The following is a 16,161-nucleotide window of genomic DNA, read 5'->3' as shown; positions in this document are numbered from 1 at the left end:
CCTCCTTTACATCGTTGCAGAATCGTTGTCCAGAACCAGGAAGGCACTGTCAACGGAAGCATTCAGAACCTGTTCGATATAGGAAACGGGAAGCTCAAAGTTGCCGTGTGCGGCACCGAGTTCATCGTTATAATCTGATAACAGATAAACCCGGATGTTGGCATATCGGTTTTCGTACTGGGTGACGGTAGGATACAGCCTGGGGTCCAGCAGAGCCACCGAAACCGATCCGTCCGGCTGGGTGGTTTTCTGGAACGTCAGCCCCAGAATCACGCCGATCATATTGTCCGGCTCCGCCTGGGCACTGATGAAATTGCCCAGGCTGTACGCGACAAAAGCCTGCCGCCCGTCGGCAGCGGTCAGCCACTCGGCAGACTGGGTGACATGAGGGTGTGTGCCGATGATCAGATCCGCACCGTGATCGGCAAGCCACTGTGCCGTAGAACGCTGTGAGGCGGTGATTTCGTGGCTGCCTTCCACGCCCCAGTGACAGCTGACCACCAGAACGTCGCAGTTGGCGCGGACGGCTTCCATCTGGCGGGCGATCACGTCGGTCTGATCGAGATACACCACTCCGTATGCGGAGCCGGACGGCGTGGGAATGCCGTTGGTCTGTTCCGTGTAGGACAGGTATCCGAAGGTGATGCCGTTGACTGTCTGATTGGCAAAGTTGTCATAGGAAGCCAGGTCATAGAAGCCCGCCGTCACGACGTCCTCCGGCATGGCGGCCCAATGTGCCATGGAGGAAGCAATCCCCTCGGCGCCCTTGTCGTAACTGTGATTGTTGGAAAGGCTGAACACCCGGAACCCCATTTCATACAGGGCGTCGGTGATGTCGCCCGGCGTGGAAAAGCAGGGGTATCCCGAAGGCTCAAAGGCATCGTTGACCAGCGTTTCCTGATTCAGCCAGTTGACATCAAACCCGGCATAAAAGTCCCGCAAATTCTCATAGGCGGCCAGGAAATCATAGTGTCCGTCCGTGCCGCGGGCCAATGCCTGATTGTACAGGCCCTCATGGATCAGGTTATCCCCGGTAGCGGAAAACCGGACGGTTTCCACTGTGGGCGTCGGCTCCGGCGTCGGCGCAGCCGGAACGGGTGTGCCGGCTGCGGTGGGGGCAGGGGACGGCTGCGTAGCCGCCGGGGTTTGCGTGAAATGCAGGACTATGGCACTGCTTGCCAGCACCAGAACGGCAGCGGCCGCAACCCCGATTGCGCTTTTCAAAGACACTGCATTTTCTCCTTCAGCAGATCCGTCATCGTATAGAACCCGGGCTCACGGCCGTCCAGATACAGCGCCGCCTGCACCGCACCGTCAGCAAACACACCGCGGCTCTGGGCAACATGGCTGATCGTGACGACTTCCTCGGAACCGCAGAACAAGACGTCGTGGTCACCGACAATGCCGCCGCCGCGCACCGAACTGATGCCCAGTTCCCGGTCACCGCGCTTCTGCCGGACGGCATGGCGGTCATACACATACTCATACCGTCCGTCCGCCTGTGAATTGATGGCGTCGGCGATCATCAGCGCCGTTCCGCTCGGGGCATCCAGCTTGTTGCGATGGTGTTTCTCAACAATTTCAATATCAAATTCACTGCCGAACAGGTGTGCCGCCTGTTTGGCAAGCTCGATCAGAACATTGATGCCGACCGACATGTTGGCACTGCGGAAGACCGGAACCTTCTCGCTGGCTGCTTCGATGATGGCTTCCTGTTCGGCACTGAGTCCCGTGGAGCAGAGCACACAGGGCATCCTGTGGTCCGCGCAGAACTGGGCGGCATGGACGGCACCGGCCGGAGAGGTGAAATCAATGACAACGCCGGCAGCCTGCGGAAGATCTTCCAGCGAGGCATAGACCGGAATGCCGTTGAGCTGTCCGGCGGTCTGATCCACACCGGCCGCGACGCGGCAGTCACTGCGGGCAGAGATTTTTTCCACCAGTGCGCGGCCCATCCGGCCGCAGATTCCCTGAATAATGAGATCCGTCATGTTGTGTTTCCTTTCCTGTAACAGCACAGGCCCGCGGCGCCGCATTGCATCCGGGGATGCGCGGTACTGCGGGCCTGGTTTTATTCATCCTTCAGCACACCATATTTCTTGAGCTCGGTTTCCAGCTGCTTCTGCACGGCGGCGGAAGGCTCCACCAGAGGCAGACGCAGCGGACCGGCCTTCCAGCCCAGGCGGTTCATCGCCCACTTGACCGGAATCGGGTTCACATCGGCAAACAGCGCATGGCACAGAGGCAGCGCCTCGAGCTGAAGCGCCAGACTCTTTTCGGGGTTCCCCTCAAACCAGGCGGCACAGATGTCATGCGCCTGACGGGGCGCCACATTGGAGAGCACACTGATCACACCCTTGGCACCGAGAGACAACAGCGGAACAATCTGATCGTCATTGCCGGAATAGATGTTCAGAGAATCACCGCAGAGAGAGGCAATCTCCGCGACCTGCGAAATGTTGCCGCTGGCTTCCTTGACGGCATTGATGTTGGGCAGCTTTGCCAGCTCAGCCAGCGTGGCGGGCAGCAGATTGACGCCGGTGCGGGAAGGAACATTGTAGAGGATGCAGGGCAGGGATGTCGCCTTTGCAATGGCGGTGTAATGGGCCACAAGTCCTGCCTGGCTGGTCTTGTTGTAGTACGGGGTGACGAGCAGCAGCGCGTCTGCACCGGCTTCCTCCGCCTGACGGGAGATCATCACGGCAAAGGAAGTGTCGTTGGAGCCGGTACCTGCAATGACCGGAATGCGGTGCGCCGTATGCTTGACGGCAAACCGGATGCACTCCACATGCTCCTCGTGAGTCAGCGTGGCGGATTCGCCGGTGGTGCCGCAGATGATGATGGCATCGGTATGATTGGCAATCTGGTAGTCAATCAGGCGGCCGAGCTCTTCAAAGTTGACCGTACCGTCTGCGTGCATCGGGGTGATGATGGCCACACCGGCACCGGTAAAGACTGGTTGTTTCATAGGATAGGTTCTCCTTCAAGTTCAATCAAAATACCCTTTGGCAGCCAGCAGTTCCGCAAGCAGGACACCGCCGCCGGCAGCGCCGCGGAGCGTGTTGTGGGAAAGGCAGACAAACTTGTAATCGTACTGGGTATCCTCGCGCAGACGGCCGATGCTCACTGCCATACCGTTTTCCAGCATGCGGTCAAGCTTGGGCTGCGGGCGGTCGTTCTCCTCAAAATAATGCAGGAACTGTTTGGGAGCGCTGGGCAGGTTCAGCTCCTGCGCAGGGCCGCGGAATTCTTTCCAAGCCTTGAGAATCTCCTCCTTGGTGGGCTTCTTCGCAAAGCTCACGAAGACGGCACCCATATGGCCGTCCAGGACCGGAACGCGCAGGCACTGTGCCGTGATGGACGGGCTATCGGCGCTGACGATCCGGTCACCCTCGATGTGACCCCACAGCTTCAGCGGCTCCTGCTCGCTCTTCTCCTCCTCGCCGGAGATGTAGGGAATCACGTTGTCCAGAATCTCCGGGAAGGTTTCAAAGGTCTTGCCGGCGCCCGAAATGGCCTGATAGGTGCAGACAAGGCACTTGGTCACACCATAGTCCTTCATCAGCGGATGCAGGGCGGGAACATAGCTCTGCAGGCTGCAGTTGGATTTGACGGCAATAAAGCCGCGCTTGGTGCCAAGACGGCGGCGCTGCGCGGGAATGATCTCGATGTGATCGGCGTTGATCTCGGGAACGACCATCGGGACATCCGGCGTGAAACGGTTGGCGCTGTTGTTGGACACAACGGGGCATTCCGCTTTGGCGTAAGCCTCTTCAAGGGCTTTGATTTCGTCCTTCTTCATGTTGACGGCACAGAATACAAAATCCACCTGGGAGGCGACTTCCTCCACATGGGATGCGTCCATGACCATCATCTTCTTGACCGACTCCGGCATGGGAGTCTGCATCATCCAGCGGCCGCCCACGGCTTCCTCATAGGTCTTGCCGGCAGAACGCGCGGAAGCGGCAAGCGCGGTCAGTTTGAACCAGGGATGATTCTCGAGCAGGGTGACGAAGCGCTGGCCCACCATGCCGGTGGCGCCTACAACGCCGACTTTGTACTGTTTCATAAAACAAATGCCTTCCTTTCCGTCTATCCCGTTCCTATTTTTATGCAGGGAACTTGGCAGGCTTGCGGGGAACCGGACCGATCTGCCAAATTTTATCCCGGTTTTCTCTGGATAATAAAAAAACCGGCTTGAAAACCGGCACGGAATGCAATATAATTATATATTGCACGACACAGCGCAACACGTCCGGATGGGCGTGACAGTTCCGCTCCTGTTCGGTGGCGGACCCAGGCTCGATGCGTGCCGTGCATCGCCTTCGGCGGATTGCCCTTTCACCGCCCGTTCCAGTCTTTGGCAGACCATAGCCGAGGGGTTACTGATGAAATCCGCGCCTCTGTGCCGCGGGGTCAGTCGGATTCCGGCCGGCCCGCTTTCATCAATAATAGCATTGCAAACCTGACTTGTCAACGCAAAAAGGAAGCCAAACGATGTTAAAAAAAGAATTTTGGTATGATCTGCCCAAAGAGCTGATCGCACAGGAACCCGCTGATCCCCGGGACAGCGCCCGCCTGATGGTACTGAACCGCAAAGATGACTCCATTGAGCACAAGATTTTCCGGGATCTGCCGGACTATCTCGAAGCCGGCGACGTTCTGGTCGTCAACAATTCCAAGGTACTGCCTGCCCGCCTGATGGGCGTCAAGGTGCCGACCGGTGCAGTCTGCGAAGTGCTGCTGCTGCGTCAGGCGCACGGCGATACCTGGGAATGTCTTGCCCGGCCCGGACGCCGGATGCAGGCGGGAACGCACCTGAGCTTCGGTGACGGTACGCTGACCGCCACGGTCGACGAGACGCTGCCGGACGGCAACAAATATGTGACCTTCCAGTACGATACCCAGACGCTGTACGAGAAGCTGGACGAGTTCGGCAAGATGCCGCTGCCGCCGTATATTACCAAGCAGCTGGAGGACCAGAGCCAGTACCAGACCGTCTACGCCAAGGAACTTGGCAGTGCCGCAGCTCCCACGGCGGGACTGCATTTCACGCCGGAACTGCTGGATACCATCCGCCGCAAGGGTGTCCATATTGTCGAGATCACCCTCCACGTCGGACTGGGGACCTTCCGTCCGGTCAGTGAAGATGAAATTGAAGAGCACCAGATGCATACCGAATGGTATTGCGTGGACGATGCCGCAGCCGAGGCCATCAACCGGGCCCGCGCGGAAGGACATCGCGTGATTGCAGTGGGAACCACCAGCTGCCGCACCCTCGAAGCGGTGTGGGCCAAATACGGCAAGATCATTCCCTGCAGCGGTACGACGGATATTTTCCTGTATCCGGGCGTTGAGCTGCATGCCATCGACGGACTGGTGACCAATTTCCATCTGCCGGAAAGCACGCTGATCATGCTCATTGCGGCTTTCTACGGCTACGAAAAAACCATGGCGGCCTACAAGGTTGCCGTTGAGCAGAAATATCGCTTTTTCAGTTTTGGCGATGCCATGTTCATCCAATAATCAAAAAGGAGACAGTCTATGCCTTTTCGCCTGATCAAGACAGAAGGAACCGCCCGCCGCGGTGAGTTCCGTACCGTACACGGCACGGTGCAGACGCCGGCTTTTCAGAACGTTGCGACCGCAGCGGCCATCAAGGGCGGTCTTTCCGCGTTTGACCTGAAGGAGATCCGTGCCCAGGTCATGCTTTGCAACACCTATCATCTCCATCTGCGTCCCGGTGATCAGGTGGTGGCGGATATGGGCGGTCTGCACAAGTTCACGCGGTGGGACGGCCCGATCCTGACCGACAGCGGCGGATTCCAGGTGTTCAGCCTGGCCAAGCTGCGGCATATCACCGAGGAAGGCGTGACTTTCAACTCGCACCTCGACGGCCATCAGATCTTTATGGGCCCCGAGCAGAGCATGCAGATCCAGGCAAACCTGGGCTCCACCATCGCCATGGCGTTCGATGAGTGCGTCGAGAACCCCGCCGAATACGAGTATGCCAAAAACAGCTGCGCGCGGACGGCCCGCTGGCTGCTCCGCTGCAAGGCCGAGATGGCGCGGCTGAAGCATGAGGGCAAGGCGGTCAATCCGGACCAGCTTCTGTTCGGCATCAACCAGGGCTGTACCTACCGGGATCTGCGGATTGAGCATATGAAGCAGATTGCGGAGTATGATCTGGACGGCTATGCAATCGGCGGTCTTGCCGTCGGAGAACCTGCCGAGGTCATGTATGACATCATTTCGGCGGTGGAGCCCTACGCGCCCAAGGACAAGATCCGGTATCTGATGGGCGTGGGCACCCCCGGCAACATCATTGAGGGCGTCTATCGCGGTGTGGATCTGTTTGACTGCGTGATGCCCAGCCGCAATGCGCGCCATGGGCATCTGTTCACCTGGGATGGCATCATCAACATCAAGAATCTGAAATACGAGCGGGATGACCGCCCGATTGATCCGCAGTGCGACTGCCCGGTCTGCCGGAACTTCAGCCGGGCCTACATCCGTCATCTTCAGAAGGCGGATGAGATGCTGGGCATGCGGCTGGCCGTGATGCACAACCTGTATTTCTACAACCGACTCATGGAGAAGATCCGCGAAAATCTGGACAACGGCACTTTCCAGCAGTTCCATGACAAATACGTTCATCTTCTGGATAGCAGAATCTGAATTGCCCCTTGCGGTTTTCACGAGAATTCTGTATAATAAGAGAAACTTTGTAAATTAAGGAGTTCACAGACTATGATCGAATTTTTGAGCAACGATACGAACGGCACTCTGAGCGTGCTCTGGACCTTCCTGCCGATGGTCCTGATCCTGGTTTTTATGTACATCATTCTGTACCTGCCTCAGCGCAAGCAGGACAAGAAGGATGCCGCCATGCGTGCTTCCATTGAGGTAGGCGATACCGTGGTTACCATCGGCGGTGTTGTCGGCCGTGTTGCTGCCATCAACGAAAAGGATGATACCTTCGTTCTGGAGACGACCAGTGACCGCGTGAAGATTCGTTTCCGCCGTTCTGCCATCTCCTCGGTCGAGAAGCTGGACATGGGCACTTCCGGCAAGGATGCTGCCAAGAAGGATACGCCCGCCAAGAAGAACTGAGTTCCTGATCTGCGAATACCTGAACGCCCCCTTGCATAGTTTGTACCATGCAAGGGGGCGCTTTTTATGAATCTGAAGAAATCCGGTATCCGGCCGCCGCGGATCAAGTCCCGCGCGCGCCGTGAAAAGTCCAACCTGATCCTGGTTTTGCTCCAAAGTGTGGTCTGCGGCGCAGGAACCGCACTCCTGCTTCTCGTCGTATTCGCACAGCTCTTTGCGCGAACCGAGTGGCCGCTCGAGATGATGCGCGGTTTTTCCTGTACGGCAGCAGCATTCGGGACGATGGCGGCGGCACTGGTTCTGGCGCGCGGAGTGCAGCAGAAACGTCTGCTCTGCGGTCTGGGATGCGGTGCATTCTGCTGCATGCTGCTGCTCGGCGTTACGCTGCTCAGCGGCAGAATCCCGGCCATTGACCGCACCAATGCGTCCATGCTCGCGGCGGTGCTGCTCGGCGGCGCGCTGGGCGGCGGTGTCAGCGCCCTTCGTGCACAGGGCTCGGCGGCGCACTGATGCGGGCCGCGAGAAGCATTGCCGGAAATCCGATTGCGGAAGGGGAACACCGTCAGACTCTGCATCAGCGTACGGCGGGACCGCTGACGGCGGTCCTTACGTTTGCGGTGCTCTTCTTCATCGGATATCTGATCGGGATTCCGGCCGGACGACGTGGCGAGGAAACCTATGGTGCGGCACTTGCTGCCTTCCGGATGGACAAGCAGAATTATGCAGCCTTTTGGACGGTCTATGTGCGGTTTCTGTCCGGCATGTTTTTGCAGGCGACCGCTGTGATGCTCTGCGGATTCCATGTCGGCGGCAGCATCTTTTTAGGAATCTTTTTTGCGGCAAAAGGGATATTGATGGGACTGTGTGCCTCCGGTGTCTACCTGGCACAGGGCGTGCGCGGTCTGGTGGTTCATTGGCTGCTGAGCTGCCTGCCGGACCTCGGACTGCTTTTGCTGCTGCTCTGGCTCGCGGGCCGAGCCTATCTGCTCAGTGCGGGCCTGATCCGCTGTGCCTTTTCGGGAGGCCGTGCCGGTCTGACGGCACCGATCCGACAGCTTATTGTGCGGTATCTGATTGCGGTGGCGGTTGGCGCCGGGGCAAATCTCGTGTTTGCAGCATCAGCGGTCCTCTTCGCCGGTGTCCTCCTCTGAGGGCGTCTTGGGCGGAATGTATTTCGTATCTGCAAGAGGGGAGGACTCCACCGCTTTGCGGAGCTGCTGCTGATTGATGTGGGTATAAATCTGTGTGGTAGATACATTCTCGTGTCCGAGAATTTCCTTGAGTGCCAGCATGTCCACACCGCCCTGATACATCAGTGTGGCGGCCGTGTGGCGCAGTTTGTGCGGCGAATAGCCGCGGCCGTCCAGTCCGGCCGTTTGCAGGCAGTGTGCGACGATCTGCTCCACACGGCGTGCCGAAAGACGCTTTCCGGTCCGTTTGGATACAAACAAAGCCTGCTGATCTTTCAGATTGGGCAGAGCCGCACGCTTGGGCAGATAATGTTCCAGGGCCGATTTGCAGGCAGAATTCAGGTAGACAAGCCGTTCTTTGTTGCCTTTGCCGGTGATCCTGATTGTATCATCGCGGAAATCTCCCAGGTTCATGGTAATCAGTTCGGCAAGACGCATCCCGCAGTTCAGAAATAACGTCAGAATGCAATAATCCCGCTCATAGAAGTCGCTTTGTATATTATTTAACAAATCGAGGCTTTCATCCTTGGTCAGATATTTGGGAAGTGCTTTTTTCGGGCTGCCCAGACTCAGATTTTCCGTCGGATTTTCGTCCAGTTTGTTGACCTGCGTACACAGGTATCCGAAAAAGCCCCGCAGGGCGCTGAGCTTGCGGGCACGGGCTTTGGCACCGTTTTCGTTGCTTCTGGCGTAATCCAGATAATTGAGGATGTCCCGTTTGCGGATGGTACGGATCTGCCGGGTTGTGATCTGTTCCAGCGGAATGGACTCGGCCGGAGCATCGGCCGCGGCCAGACCCCAGCTGACCATCATGAACCGGAAGAACCCGCGCAGATCAAGGTAGTATCCGTTGATCGTGCGCGGAGAACGCAGTTTGACAATATCGAGATAATGCAGGTATTCAATCACATCATCCGGAATATCGCGGTACGGTTCGTGACGGTCCGGGTGTGCGGCGTCGATGTAGGAACTCATGAAAATCCCTCCCCTATATTTCGCTAAACTTATCTTTAGCGAAATAGGATATTATGAATTCATGATAGCATCCGGGATCCCTCCCTGTCAAGGCCTTTCCGGAAATCCCGCTGCAGCTTTTGAGAGAACCGATACAATCGCAGAAAGAAAACCGCCGGCACCGCAAAGGAGCCGGCGGTTTTGCGTATTGGTTTGTCTGGGTCGTATCAGCGGTTGACCGAGGAAGCCATTCTGCGGTAAGTATGGCGTTCCCCGCGGATGGCAATCGAATACGCCAGAATGTTTTGCGGAAGCGCCATACCCGGAACACCGGTATCACCGATATGGTGAATGTCTGCTCCTGCCATTTTGCACATCAGGGCGATGCGGCGGATGGTGGAGACATCCGCGCCCTCCTGCGAGGTGCCGATGGCTGTGAGCAGCAGTCTGCCTCTGGCATGGACATCATCGGCGATGGCATGCACCGATTCCACCGTGATGCCGGGCACCGTTCCCGGAGCGGGCACCAGGATGATATCGGCTCCGGCATCCATAAACGCTGCAGCGTCGGCGCGGGTCATGATCCTGTCTCCGCTCTGGGACAGAACGCCCGCCCCATGCATTTTGCCGGCGGCCAGGAGCAGATCCTCCCCGACCACATCCCGCATACGTCGCAGAGAGTCCACAATGGCTTCATTGGTGACGCCGTTCCCCGGATTGCCCGTCAATACGATCAGATCCACGCTCAGATCCCGCGCACGCAGCGCGTTCTCCGGCGTGGCAAGGCGTCCCGGGGACATTTCCCACAGTGTGCCGGCGTTGCACTGGGCGGCCTGCGGGTCCACAGGCTCCAGATTGATCCCGATTACCCGACCGGTCAGGCGCTTCAATTCCCGGATGCGCTGCTCGGGAGCAACCTCGGGAAGCGCCTGGAGTACGGGATTCCGGACATCCAGCATATTCAGCAGCAGAATGTCGGCACCCAGAGAGGCAGCATACTCCGCATTGGTGACATCCCCGAGCAGCGGCTGGGTGATGCCGATGGTCTCGCAGGCGAGCACACGGCCCTCACAGCCGGCAATGGAGGCAAAGAGTTCGGCTTTTCCAAAGCGCATCAGCTCCGATGCGGTGCAGTCCAGAAGGCGCTTGGTCATCTCAGTCCTCCTCGTCCTCGTCGCGGATCCGACCCTGTCCCTTGAGATAGAAGGCTTCACTGCCGCGCATTCCCTGCTGGCCGAGCGGCGAAGCGGAGGTCGTGATGTTCAGGTTCATCTTCTTTTCGTTGCCGGCCAGGAATGTACGGCACGCCAGCGCCACGTCCTTGAACAGCGTTTCGTCTTTCGGCGCATCCAGAACCAGCAGATAACTCTTGTCCTTGCCGTTGATCACCATGATCTGCAGGAAGGCAGCCGCGACGGAAGGATATTTCTCCAGCGTTTCGCACAGTGGGTCAAGCAGCTCATCCGGATAGACGGAAGGCTCCACAATCGTGACCTTGTCGCCGGCCTTGATCTGGGACTGACGCAGAGCGGCCTGCTTGGCGGCGGCTGCTTTGGCGACCAGTTCGTCGCGCTGCTTTTTGAGCGTTTCCACCATCTCTTTGGAGAAGCGGAGATTGTCGCTGAACGGATTCAAGACAAAGCCCGAAACCTTGTCGTTCCCGCTGAGCATCCGCGCATAGTCGTCAAAGCGCAGCAGCATGTTCTGGTTGGTGGGAATCCCCTTCCATTTCTTCAGTTCTTCCTCATCGGTGAACGCCGTAAAGAAAGACTTGCCGTCCGAGGCCTTGAGAAGCGCAAAGGTGATTTTGGTATCCTTGGGCAGCTTGACCCGTCCCATCTCATCGGGTTTGGGCGGAACACTGCCCGGATCGATTTTGCCCGGGGCCAGGAAAACGCCGCGCATCAGCTGATTGATCACGGCATTGAAATTCTGAGGGGTGTTTTCTGCACGGAGCGTAGCGGCCGCCTTTTTCAGTTCGGGATTGGCGATGGTCAGCTTTTTCGGTTTGGGTTGTTCACTCATGATAGTCTCCTTCTCGTCCTTCTCATTTTTTCAGCTTGACGGCGTTGATGGCCTCCCGCAGGAATGCAACCCCGATGAGGTGCAGCCCTGGGAACTGGCTCTGGTCGAGCATTTTCAGGTTATGACGCGGGACAATGGCCGTATCAAATCCCACGCGCTGAGCCTCCCGCAGCCGGGTCTCCAGATGCGGAACGCTGCGCACTTCCCCGCCCAGGCCGACTTCCCCGATGGCCAGTGTCTTTTCGGGGATCGGCAGGTCCAGCAGGCTGGAAGCCATCGCCATACAGACCGGCAGGTCGCAGGCAGTTTCGTCCAGACGCAGCCCGCCGATGATATTGACATATACGTCCTGATTGCCGAAGACGTAGCCGGCCCGTTTTTCCAGTACGGCCAGCAGCAGATACATCCTGTTATAGTCAAACCCGCTCGCCGTCCGGCGCGGGCTGGGAAAAGCCGTTTTGGTCACGAGCGCCTGGATCTCGCTCAGAACCGGACGGGTACCCTCCATCACACAGGCGACGCAGGTCCCGGAAATGCCGATCGGACGGCCTTCCAGCATGACCTGGGAAGGATTTTCAATCTGTTCCAGTCCCCTGCCCGTCATGTCAAACATACCGATCTCGTTGGTGGAACCATAGCGGTTTTTTACCGCCCGCAGCACCCGATACGGCAAGGTCTTGTCGCCCTCAAAATACAGGACCGTATCCACGATATGTTCCATAACCTTCGGGCCGGCAATGGCGCCGTCCTTGTTGACGTGGCCGACAATAAAGGTCGGAATCTCGTTGGTTTTGGCGACATTCAGAAAGCGGGCGGCACTTTCCTTGACCTGGCTGACGGTTCCCGACGAGGATGCCACATCGGCGCAGCGCATTGTCTGAATCGAGTCAATCACCACAAGGTCCGGCTTCATCGATTCGATCAGGCCGCAGATTTCGTCCACATCGCTTTCCGCAACCAGGGAGATATTTTCCTGCGGAACATCCAGCCGGACCGCACGCAGCTTGATCTGGCGGACAGACTCCTCGCCCGTCACATACAGGACGCTGTGCGTGCGGGAGACCTCCCCGCAGAGCTGCAGCAGAATCGTGGATTTGCCGATGCCGGGTTCGCCGCCGATCAGGATGACGCTTCCCAGCACGATGCCGCCGCCCAACACCCGGTCCAGTTCATGGATGCCGGTGACGATGCGGCTCTTTTCCTCCGAGGTGCTGACATTTTTGAGTTTGAGAGGTTTGAGGCTTGTCTGCCCGGTCACACGGGCCGGTACGGCGGAACGGCCGGAAGAACTTTTGGTGGGCTCCGCCACGACGTCTTCCGTCATCGTATTCCAGGACCCGCAGGAGGGGCAGCGCCCCAGCCAGCGCGGACTGGTTTCCCCGCACTGTGTACAGACATAGATGGTTTTCAGTTTTTCTTTTGGCATGGTTTCCTCCGGAAAATGAAGTCCTTCCCTATTATAGTCCAATTCCGGTGGTTGGGCAAGGGCGGAGCGGAAATGATATGGAATTTGCAAAAAGAAGGCCGCCGCTCCCGGATCTTCCCGGAAACGACAGCCTCACAAGGATTACAGCGTTACTTTATGGTAGGTCTTTTTGCCTTTTTTGATCACGACGCCGCTCTGCAGTGCTTCCACCGTCAGAACCGCCTTGGGATCGGAAACCTTCTCGCCGTTGACCAGGACACCGCCCTGCTGCACCAGCTGGCGTGCCTCCCGGTTGGAGCCGCACAGCTTGGCAGCCACCATGGCGGACAGCAGACCGATGCCGCCGTCCTTGACGAGGGACGGGTCCAGTGCTGTGGTGGGCATATGTTCATTGTCGGCGCTGCCGGTAAACAGTTCACGCGCCGTGTTCTGGGCCTTTTCGGCCTCTTCTTTGCCGTGAACCATGCTGGTCAGCTCAAACGCCAGGATTTCCTTGGCGCGGTTGAGCTGCTCGCCTTCCCAATGATCCATCTCGTCGATCTGCTCCAGCGGCAGGAAGGTCAGCATCCGGATGCACTTGAGAACATCGGCGTCACCCACATTGCGCCAATACTGATAGAACTCGAACGGAGAGGTCTTGTTGGGGTCCAGCCAGACCGCATTGCCGGCCGTCTTGCCCATCTTTTTGCCCTGGCTGTCGGTCAGCAGCGTGATGGTCATGGCATAGGCATCCTTGCCCAGTTTGCGGCGGATCAGTTCGGTGCCGCCCAGCATATTGCTCCACTGATCGTCGCCGCCGAACTGCATGTTGCAACCGTAATGCTGGAACATGTGATAGAAGTCGTAGCTCTGCATGATCATGTAGTTGAATTCAAGGAAGGACAGACCCTTTTCCATGCGCTGCTTGTAGCATTCGGCGCGCAGCATGTTGTTGACGCTGAAGCAGGCGCCGACCTCGCGCAGCAGCTCCACATAGTTCAGGTTGAGCAGCCAGTCGGCGTTGTTGAGCATCAGGGCCTTGCCGTCACCGAATTCGATGAAGCGCTCCATCTGGCGCTTGAAGCACTCGGCGTTGTGCGCGATATCCTCTTTGGTGAGCATCTTGCGCATATCGGTGCGCCCGGACGGGTCACCGATCATCGTCGTGCCGCCGCCGATCAGGGCAATGGGCTTGTTGCCGGCCATCTGCAGACGCTTCATCAGGGTCAGCGCCATGAAATGGCCTGCCGTCAGACTGTCGGCCGTGCAGTCAAAGCCGATGTAGAAGGTGGCCTTGCCGTTGTTGATCAGATCACGGATTTCTTCCTCGTCGGTGACCTGGGCGATCAGGCCGCGGGCTTTGAGCTCTTCATAGATTGTCATGGGAACTACCTCCTTGAAATGCGGCAAGGGCAAAGAAAAACGCCCCTGCCAAACGGTGAAATTTGGCAGAGGGCGATGAAAACGCGGTACCACCTCTGTTCGTTCCGGACCTCACGGTCGGAACCTTCGCGGGTGCGGCAGACAGTGTGACCCTGCGACACCCAAACGCTGTAACGTGCGCACACGTCAGTGCCTACTTGCCGGTTGAAAGGCGTTCAGACCGCTGCTCGGGGAGGTATTCATCATTCTCTCTGCCGACCCCTTGCACCAACCGGGGCTTCTCTTGGGCATCCCAAAAGAATGACTACTTGTTCCCGTCAAAGCATTTGACATGGACTACAGTAGCATATGCCGCCGGAAATGTCAAGCATTTCCGGCGCAAAACGGTTCAGTGGGCCGATTTTTCAATCAGCTCCCGTGCGTTCGCCAGGCTGAGGTCGGTGACCTTGTCGCCGGAAATCATCCGGGCCAGCACTTCCACACGGCCGTCCAGATCGAGGGTATGAATCTCGGTATAGGTCCGGTCGTCGCGGACGTTTTTCTGGATCAGAAGCTGGGTATCCGCAAAGGCGGCAATCTGCGGCGTATGGGTGATGCAGAGCACCTGATGCCCCTGGGCGGTCTGTTTGAGCTTCTGACCGATCCGTCCGGCGGCCAGACCCGAAACGCCGGTGTCAATCTCATCGTAGATGACGGTGGGAATGGCGTCCTTGTCGGCCAACGCACTCTTGAAGGCCAGCATGATGCGCGAAAGCTCACCGCCCGAGGCAATTTTGGCGAGCGGTTTGGGTTCCTCACCGGGGTTGGTGGAGATCAGGAATTCCACATTGTCCTGTCCCGCCGAAGCCAGCGGGCCGCGCTGGTGGCGCAGGGCCATCCGGACGCCGGGCATATTGAGAAATTCCAGCGCTTCCCGCATCTGACGGTTCATCTGGGTGAACGCCTTGAGCCGGGACTGTGTCAGATTTTCAGCCGCCTCCTTGGCTTTGCGGTACAATTCCTGTTTGCGCTGGGTCAGTTCGGCAATGCGTTTGCCAGAGGACTGGTAGCCTTCCAGCTCTTCGGCGGCCTTGTTGCGCCGTTCCAGAAGTTCCTCGACGGTGGCACCATAGCGCTGCTTGATCCGGTAAATCTGATCAAGACGCGCCTCGATCCGATCCAGTTCCCCGGGATCAAATTCGTAATCATCCAGCCGGTCGGCAAGATCGGTGGCCAGCTCGCGGGCGCCGTAATACAGCTCGTTCAGCCGTTCCGAGAGCGGCCGCAGACTTTCATCCAGACGGGCGCTGTTGGCCAGTTCCCCGGCCACGCTTCCCAAAAGATCCGCGGCGCCGGGCGTTTCCTGATCGTCGTCGCCGGACAGTGCACCGTGGGCGGCGATCAGTCCGTCCAGAATCCCCTGCGCATGTGTGATCACGCTGCGACGGTCCAGCAGCGTTTCTTCCTCTCCGGGAGAGAGCGCGGCGGCGTCAATGGCATCGATCTCCTCGGTGAGGTCGGCGATGCGGCGCTGTTTTTCCTCCTCGCTGGAGGTCAGGGCATCCAGTGCCCGTTTCGCAGTGACGAGTTCCCGGTACAGATCATGGTAAGCGGTGTAGAGCGCGCCGTTCTGTGCGTACTGGTCAAGCAGCCCCAGATGCGTGGCCGGATTGGTCAGACTGGTACTGTCGTGCTGACCGTGGATGGTCAGCAGTCCGGCCGAGATATCCCGCACCACACTGGCGGTGGCGGGCATACCGTTGACGCGGCAGCTGCCTTTTCCATCGGCACTGATTTCACGGTACAGCAGCAGATCGTCGGAGGCGCCGTAACCGCACCGTTCCACCTGGTCGCGGACCGAGGCGGGAATCTGCTCAAAGGTGGCCCAGATGCGGGCCTTCTGGGCGCCGCTGCGTACCAGTTCCCGGGATGTCCGGTTCCCCAGGATGGCATTGATGGAATCGATCATAATGGATTTGCCGGCACCGGTCTCACCGGTCAGGACGTTCAGTCCGGAGGTGAACCGGACTTCCGCCTTTTCGATCACGGCAACATTTTCGATTTTCAGTTCTGCCAACATGATCTGTGATTCATCCTCCCTTGTGACACCGG

General features: G+C 58.3%; 15 protein-coding genes, 1 riboswitch and 1 other annotated feature. Of the genes, 5 read left to right on the top strand and 10 right to left on the bottom strand.

The annotated features are described in order from the left end of the window. Window positions 1–6 precede the first annotated feature (6 nt). The 4 genes from U0L91_RS11075 to asd all read right to left on the bottom strand — a co-directional run bounded on the left by U0L91_RS11075 (window position 7) and on the right by asd (window position 4,069). Window positions 7–1,230: a CapA family protein gene (locus tag U0L91_RS11075; protein WP_481804527.1), complete on the bottom strand. Its 1,224-nt coding sequence runs from the start codon at window positions 1,228–1,230 to the stop codon at window positions 7–9. Beyond that, a complete protein-coding gene (gene dapB / locus U0L91_RS11070) occupies window positions 1,221–1,991 on the bottom strand; it encodes a 4-hydroxy-tetrahydrodipicolinate reductase (RefSeq protein ID WP_330046947.1) in 771 nt (256 codons plus the stop codon). Before dapB ends, U0L91_RS11075 begins: the two co-directional genes overlap by 10 nt. 80 nt (window positions 1,992–2,071) lie before the next feature. Further along, window positions 2,072–2,968: a 4-hydroxy-tetrahydrodipicolinate synthase gene (dapA, locus tag U0L91_RS11065; protein WP_330046945.1), complete on the bottom strand. Its 897-nt coding sequence runs from the start codon at window positions 2,966–2,968 to the stop codon at window positions 2,072–2,074. A gap of 21 nt (window positions 2,969–2,989) precedes the next feature. Then, window positions 2,990–4,069: an aspartate-semialdehyde dehydrogenase gene (gene asd / locus U0L91_RS11060; RefSeq protein WP_330046943.1), complete on the bottom strand. Its 1,080-nt coding sequence runs from the start codon at window positions 4,067–4,069 to the stop codon at window positions 2,990–2,992. Window positions 4,070–4,234: 165 nt separating this feature from the next. Further along, window positions 4,235–4,414, bottom strand: a riboswitch (Lysine riboswitch). A gap of 83 nt (window positions 4,415–4,497) precedes the next feature. Between asd and queA the strand changes: the two genes are divergently transcribed. The 5 genes from queA (at window position 4,498) to U0L91_RS11035 (ending at window position 8,264) form a co-directional block, all read left to right on the top strand. Then, window positions 4,498–5,526 carry a tRNA preQ1(34) S-adenosylmethionine ribosyltransferase-isomerase QueA gene (queA, locus tag U0L91_RS11055; protein ID WP_330046941.1) on the top strand — a complete coding sequence of 343 codons (1,029 nt, stop codon included), beginning with the start codon at window positions 4,498–4,500 and terminating at the stop codon, window positions 5,524–5,526. 18 nt (window positions 5,527–5,544) lie between these two features. After that, the gene (gene tgt, locus U0L91_RS11050; protein WP_330046940.1) at window positions 5,545–6,678 is read left to right on the top strand and encodes a tRNA guanosine(34) transglycosylase Tgt; all 1,134 of its coding nucleotides are present in this window, start codon (window positions 5,545–5,547) and stop codon (window positions 6,676–6,678) included. A 72-nt stretch (window positions 6,679–6,750) separates the two neighbouring features. Beyond that, entirely contained in the window at window positions 6,751–7,113 is a 363-nt protein-coding gene (yajC, locus tag U0L91_RS11045; RefSeq protein ID WP_330046938.1) for a preprotein translocase subunit YajC, read from the top strand. Window positions 7,114–7,179: 66 nt separating this feature from the next. Then, window positions 7,180–7,623: a TIGR04086 family membrane protein gene (locus U0L91_RS11040; protein WP_330046936.1), complete on the top strand. Its 444-nt coding sequence runs from the start codon at window positions 7,180–7,182 to the stop codon at window positions 7,621–7,623. Beyond that, window positions 7,623–8,264, top strand: a complete 642-nt coding sequence (locus U0L91_RS11035; RefSeq protein ID WP_330046934.1) for a hypothetical protein — start codon at window positions 7,623–7,625, stop codon at window positions 8,262–8,264. Before U0L91_RS11040 ends, U0L91_RS11035 begins: the two co-directional genes overlap by 1 nt. Here U0L91_RS11035 and U0L91_RS11030 read toward each other — a convergent pair. The 6 genes from U0L91_RS11030 to recN all read right to left on the bottom strand — a co-directional run bounded on the left by U0L91_RS11030 (window position 8,232) and on the right by recN (window position 16,129). After that, window positions 8,232–9,278, bottom strand: coding sequence for a tyrosine recombinase XerC (locus U0L91_RS11030; protein WP_330046933.1), 1,047 nt, complete (start codon window positions 9,276–9,278; stop codon window positions 8,232–8,234). The genes U0L91_RS11035 and U0L91_RS11030 overlap by 33 nt on opposite strands. A 206-nt stretch (window positions 9,279–9,484) precedes the next feature. Next, window positions 9,485–10,411 (bottom strand): DUF7916 family protein, encoded by a 927-nt coding sequence (locus U0L91_RS11025; protein WP_330046932.1) that lies wholly within the window; start codon window positions 10,409–10,411, stop codon window positions 9,485–9,487. 1 nt (window position 10,412) lies between these two features. Then, complete coding sequence (locus U0L91_RS11020; protein ID WP_330046929.1) at window positions 10,413–11,282, bottom strand: enhanced serine sensitivity protein SseB C-terminal domain-containing protein; 870 nt, start codon at window positions 11,280–11,282, stop codon at window positions 10,413–10,415. Between the two features lie 22 nt (window positions 11,283–11,304). Further along, window positions 11,305–12,708, bottom strand: coding sequence for a DNA repair protein RadA (gene radA, locus U0L91_RS11015; protein WP_330046927.1), 1,404 nt, complete (start codon window positions 12,706–12,708; stop codon window positions 11,305–11,307). A 141-nt stretch (window positions 12,709–12,849) separates the two neighbouring features. Beyond that, entirely contained in the window at window positions 12,850–14,070 is a 1,221-nt protein-coding gene (gene tyrS / locus U0L91_RS11010; protein WP_330046926.1) for a tyrosine--tRNA ligase, read from the bottom strand. 65 nt (window positions 14,071–14,135) lie between these two features. Continuing rightward, window positions 14,136–14,400 (bottom strand) — a binding site (T-box leader). A 58-nt stretch (window positions 14,401–14,458) separates the two neighbouring features. After that, the gene (gene recN, locus U0L91_RS11005; RefSeq protein ID WP_330046925.1) at window positions 14,459–16,129 is read right to left on the bottom strand and encodes a DNA repair protein RecN; all 1,671 of its coding nucleotides are present in this window, start codon (window positions 16,127–16,129) and stop codon (window positions 14,459–14,461) included. Between the last annotated feature and the right edge of the window lie 32 nt (window positions 16,130–16,161).

Origin of the sequence: Gemmiger sp. (assembly GCF_036306485.1) — a bacterium.
Taxonomy (GTDB): domain Bacteria; phylum Bacillota; class Clostridia; order Oscillospirales; family Ruminococcaceae; genus Gemmiger.
The sequence above is the reverse complement of the archived record's forward strand: the minus strand, read 5'-3'. Positions and strand labels throughout refer to the sequence as shown.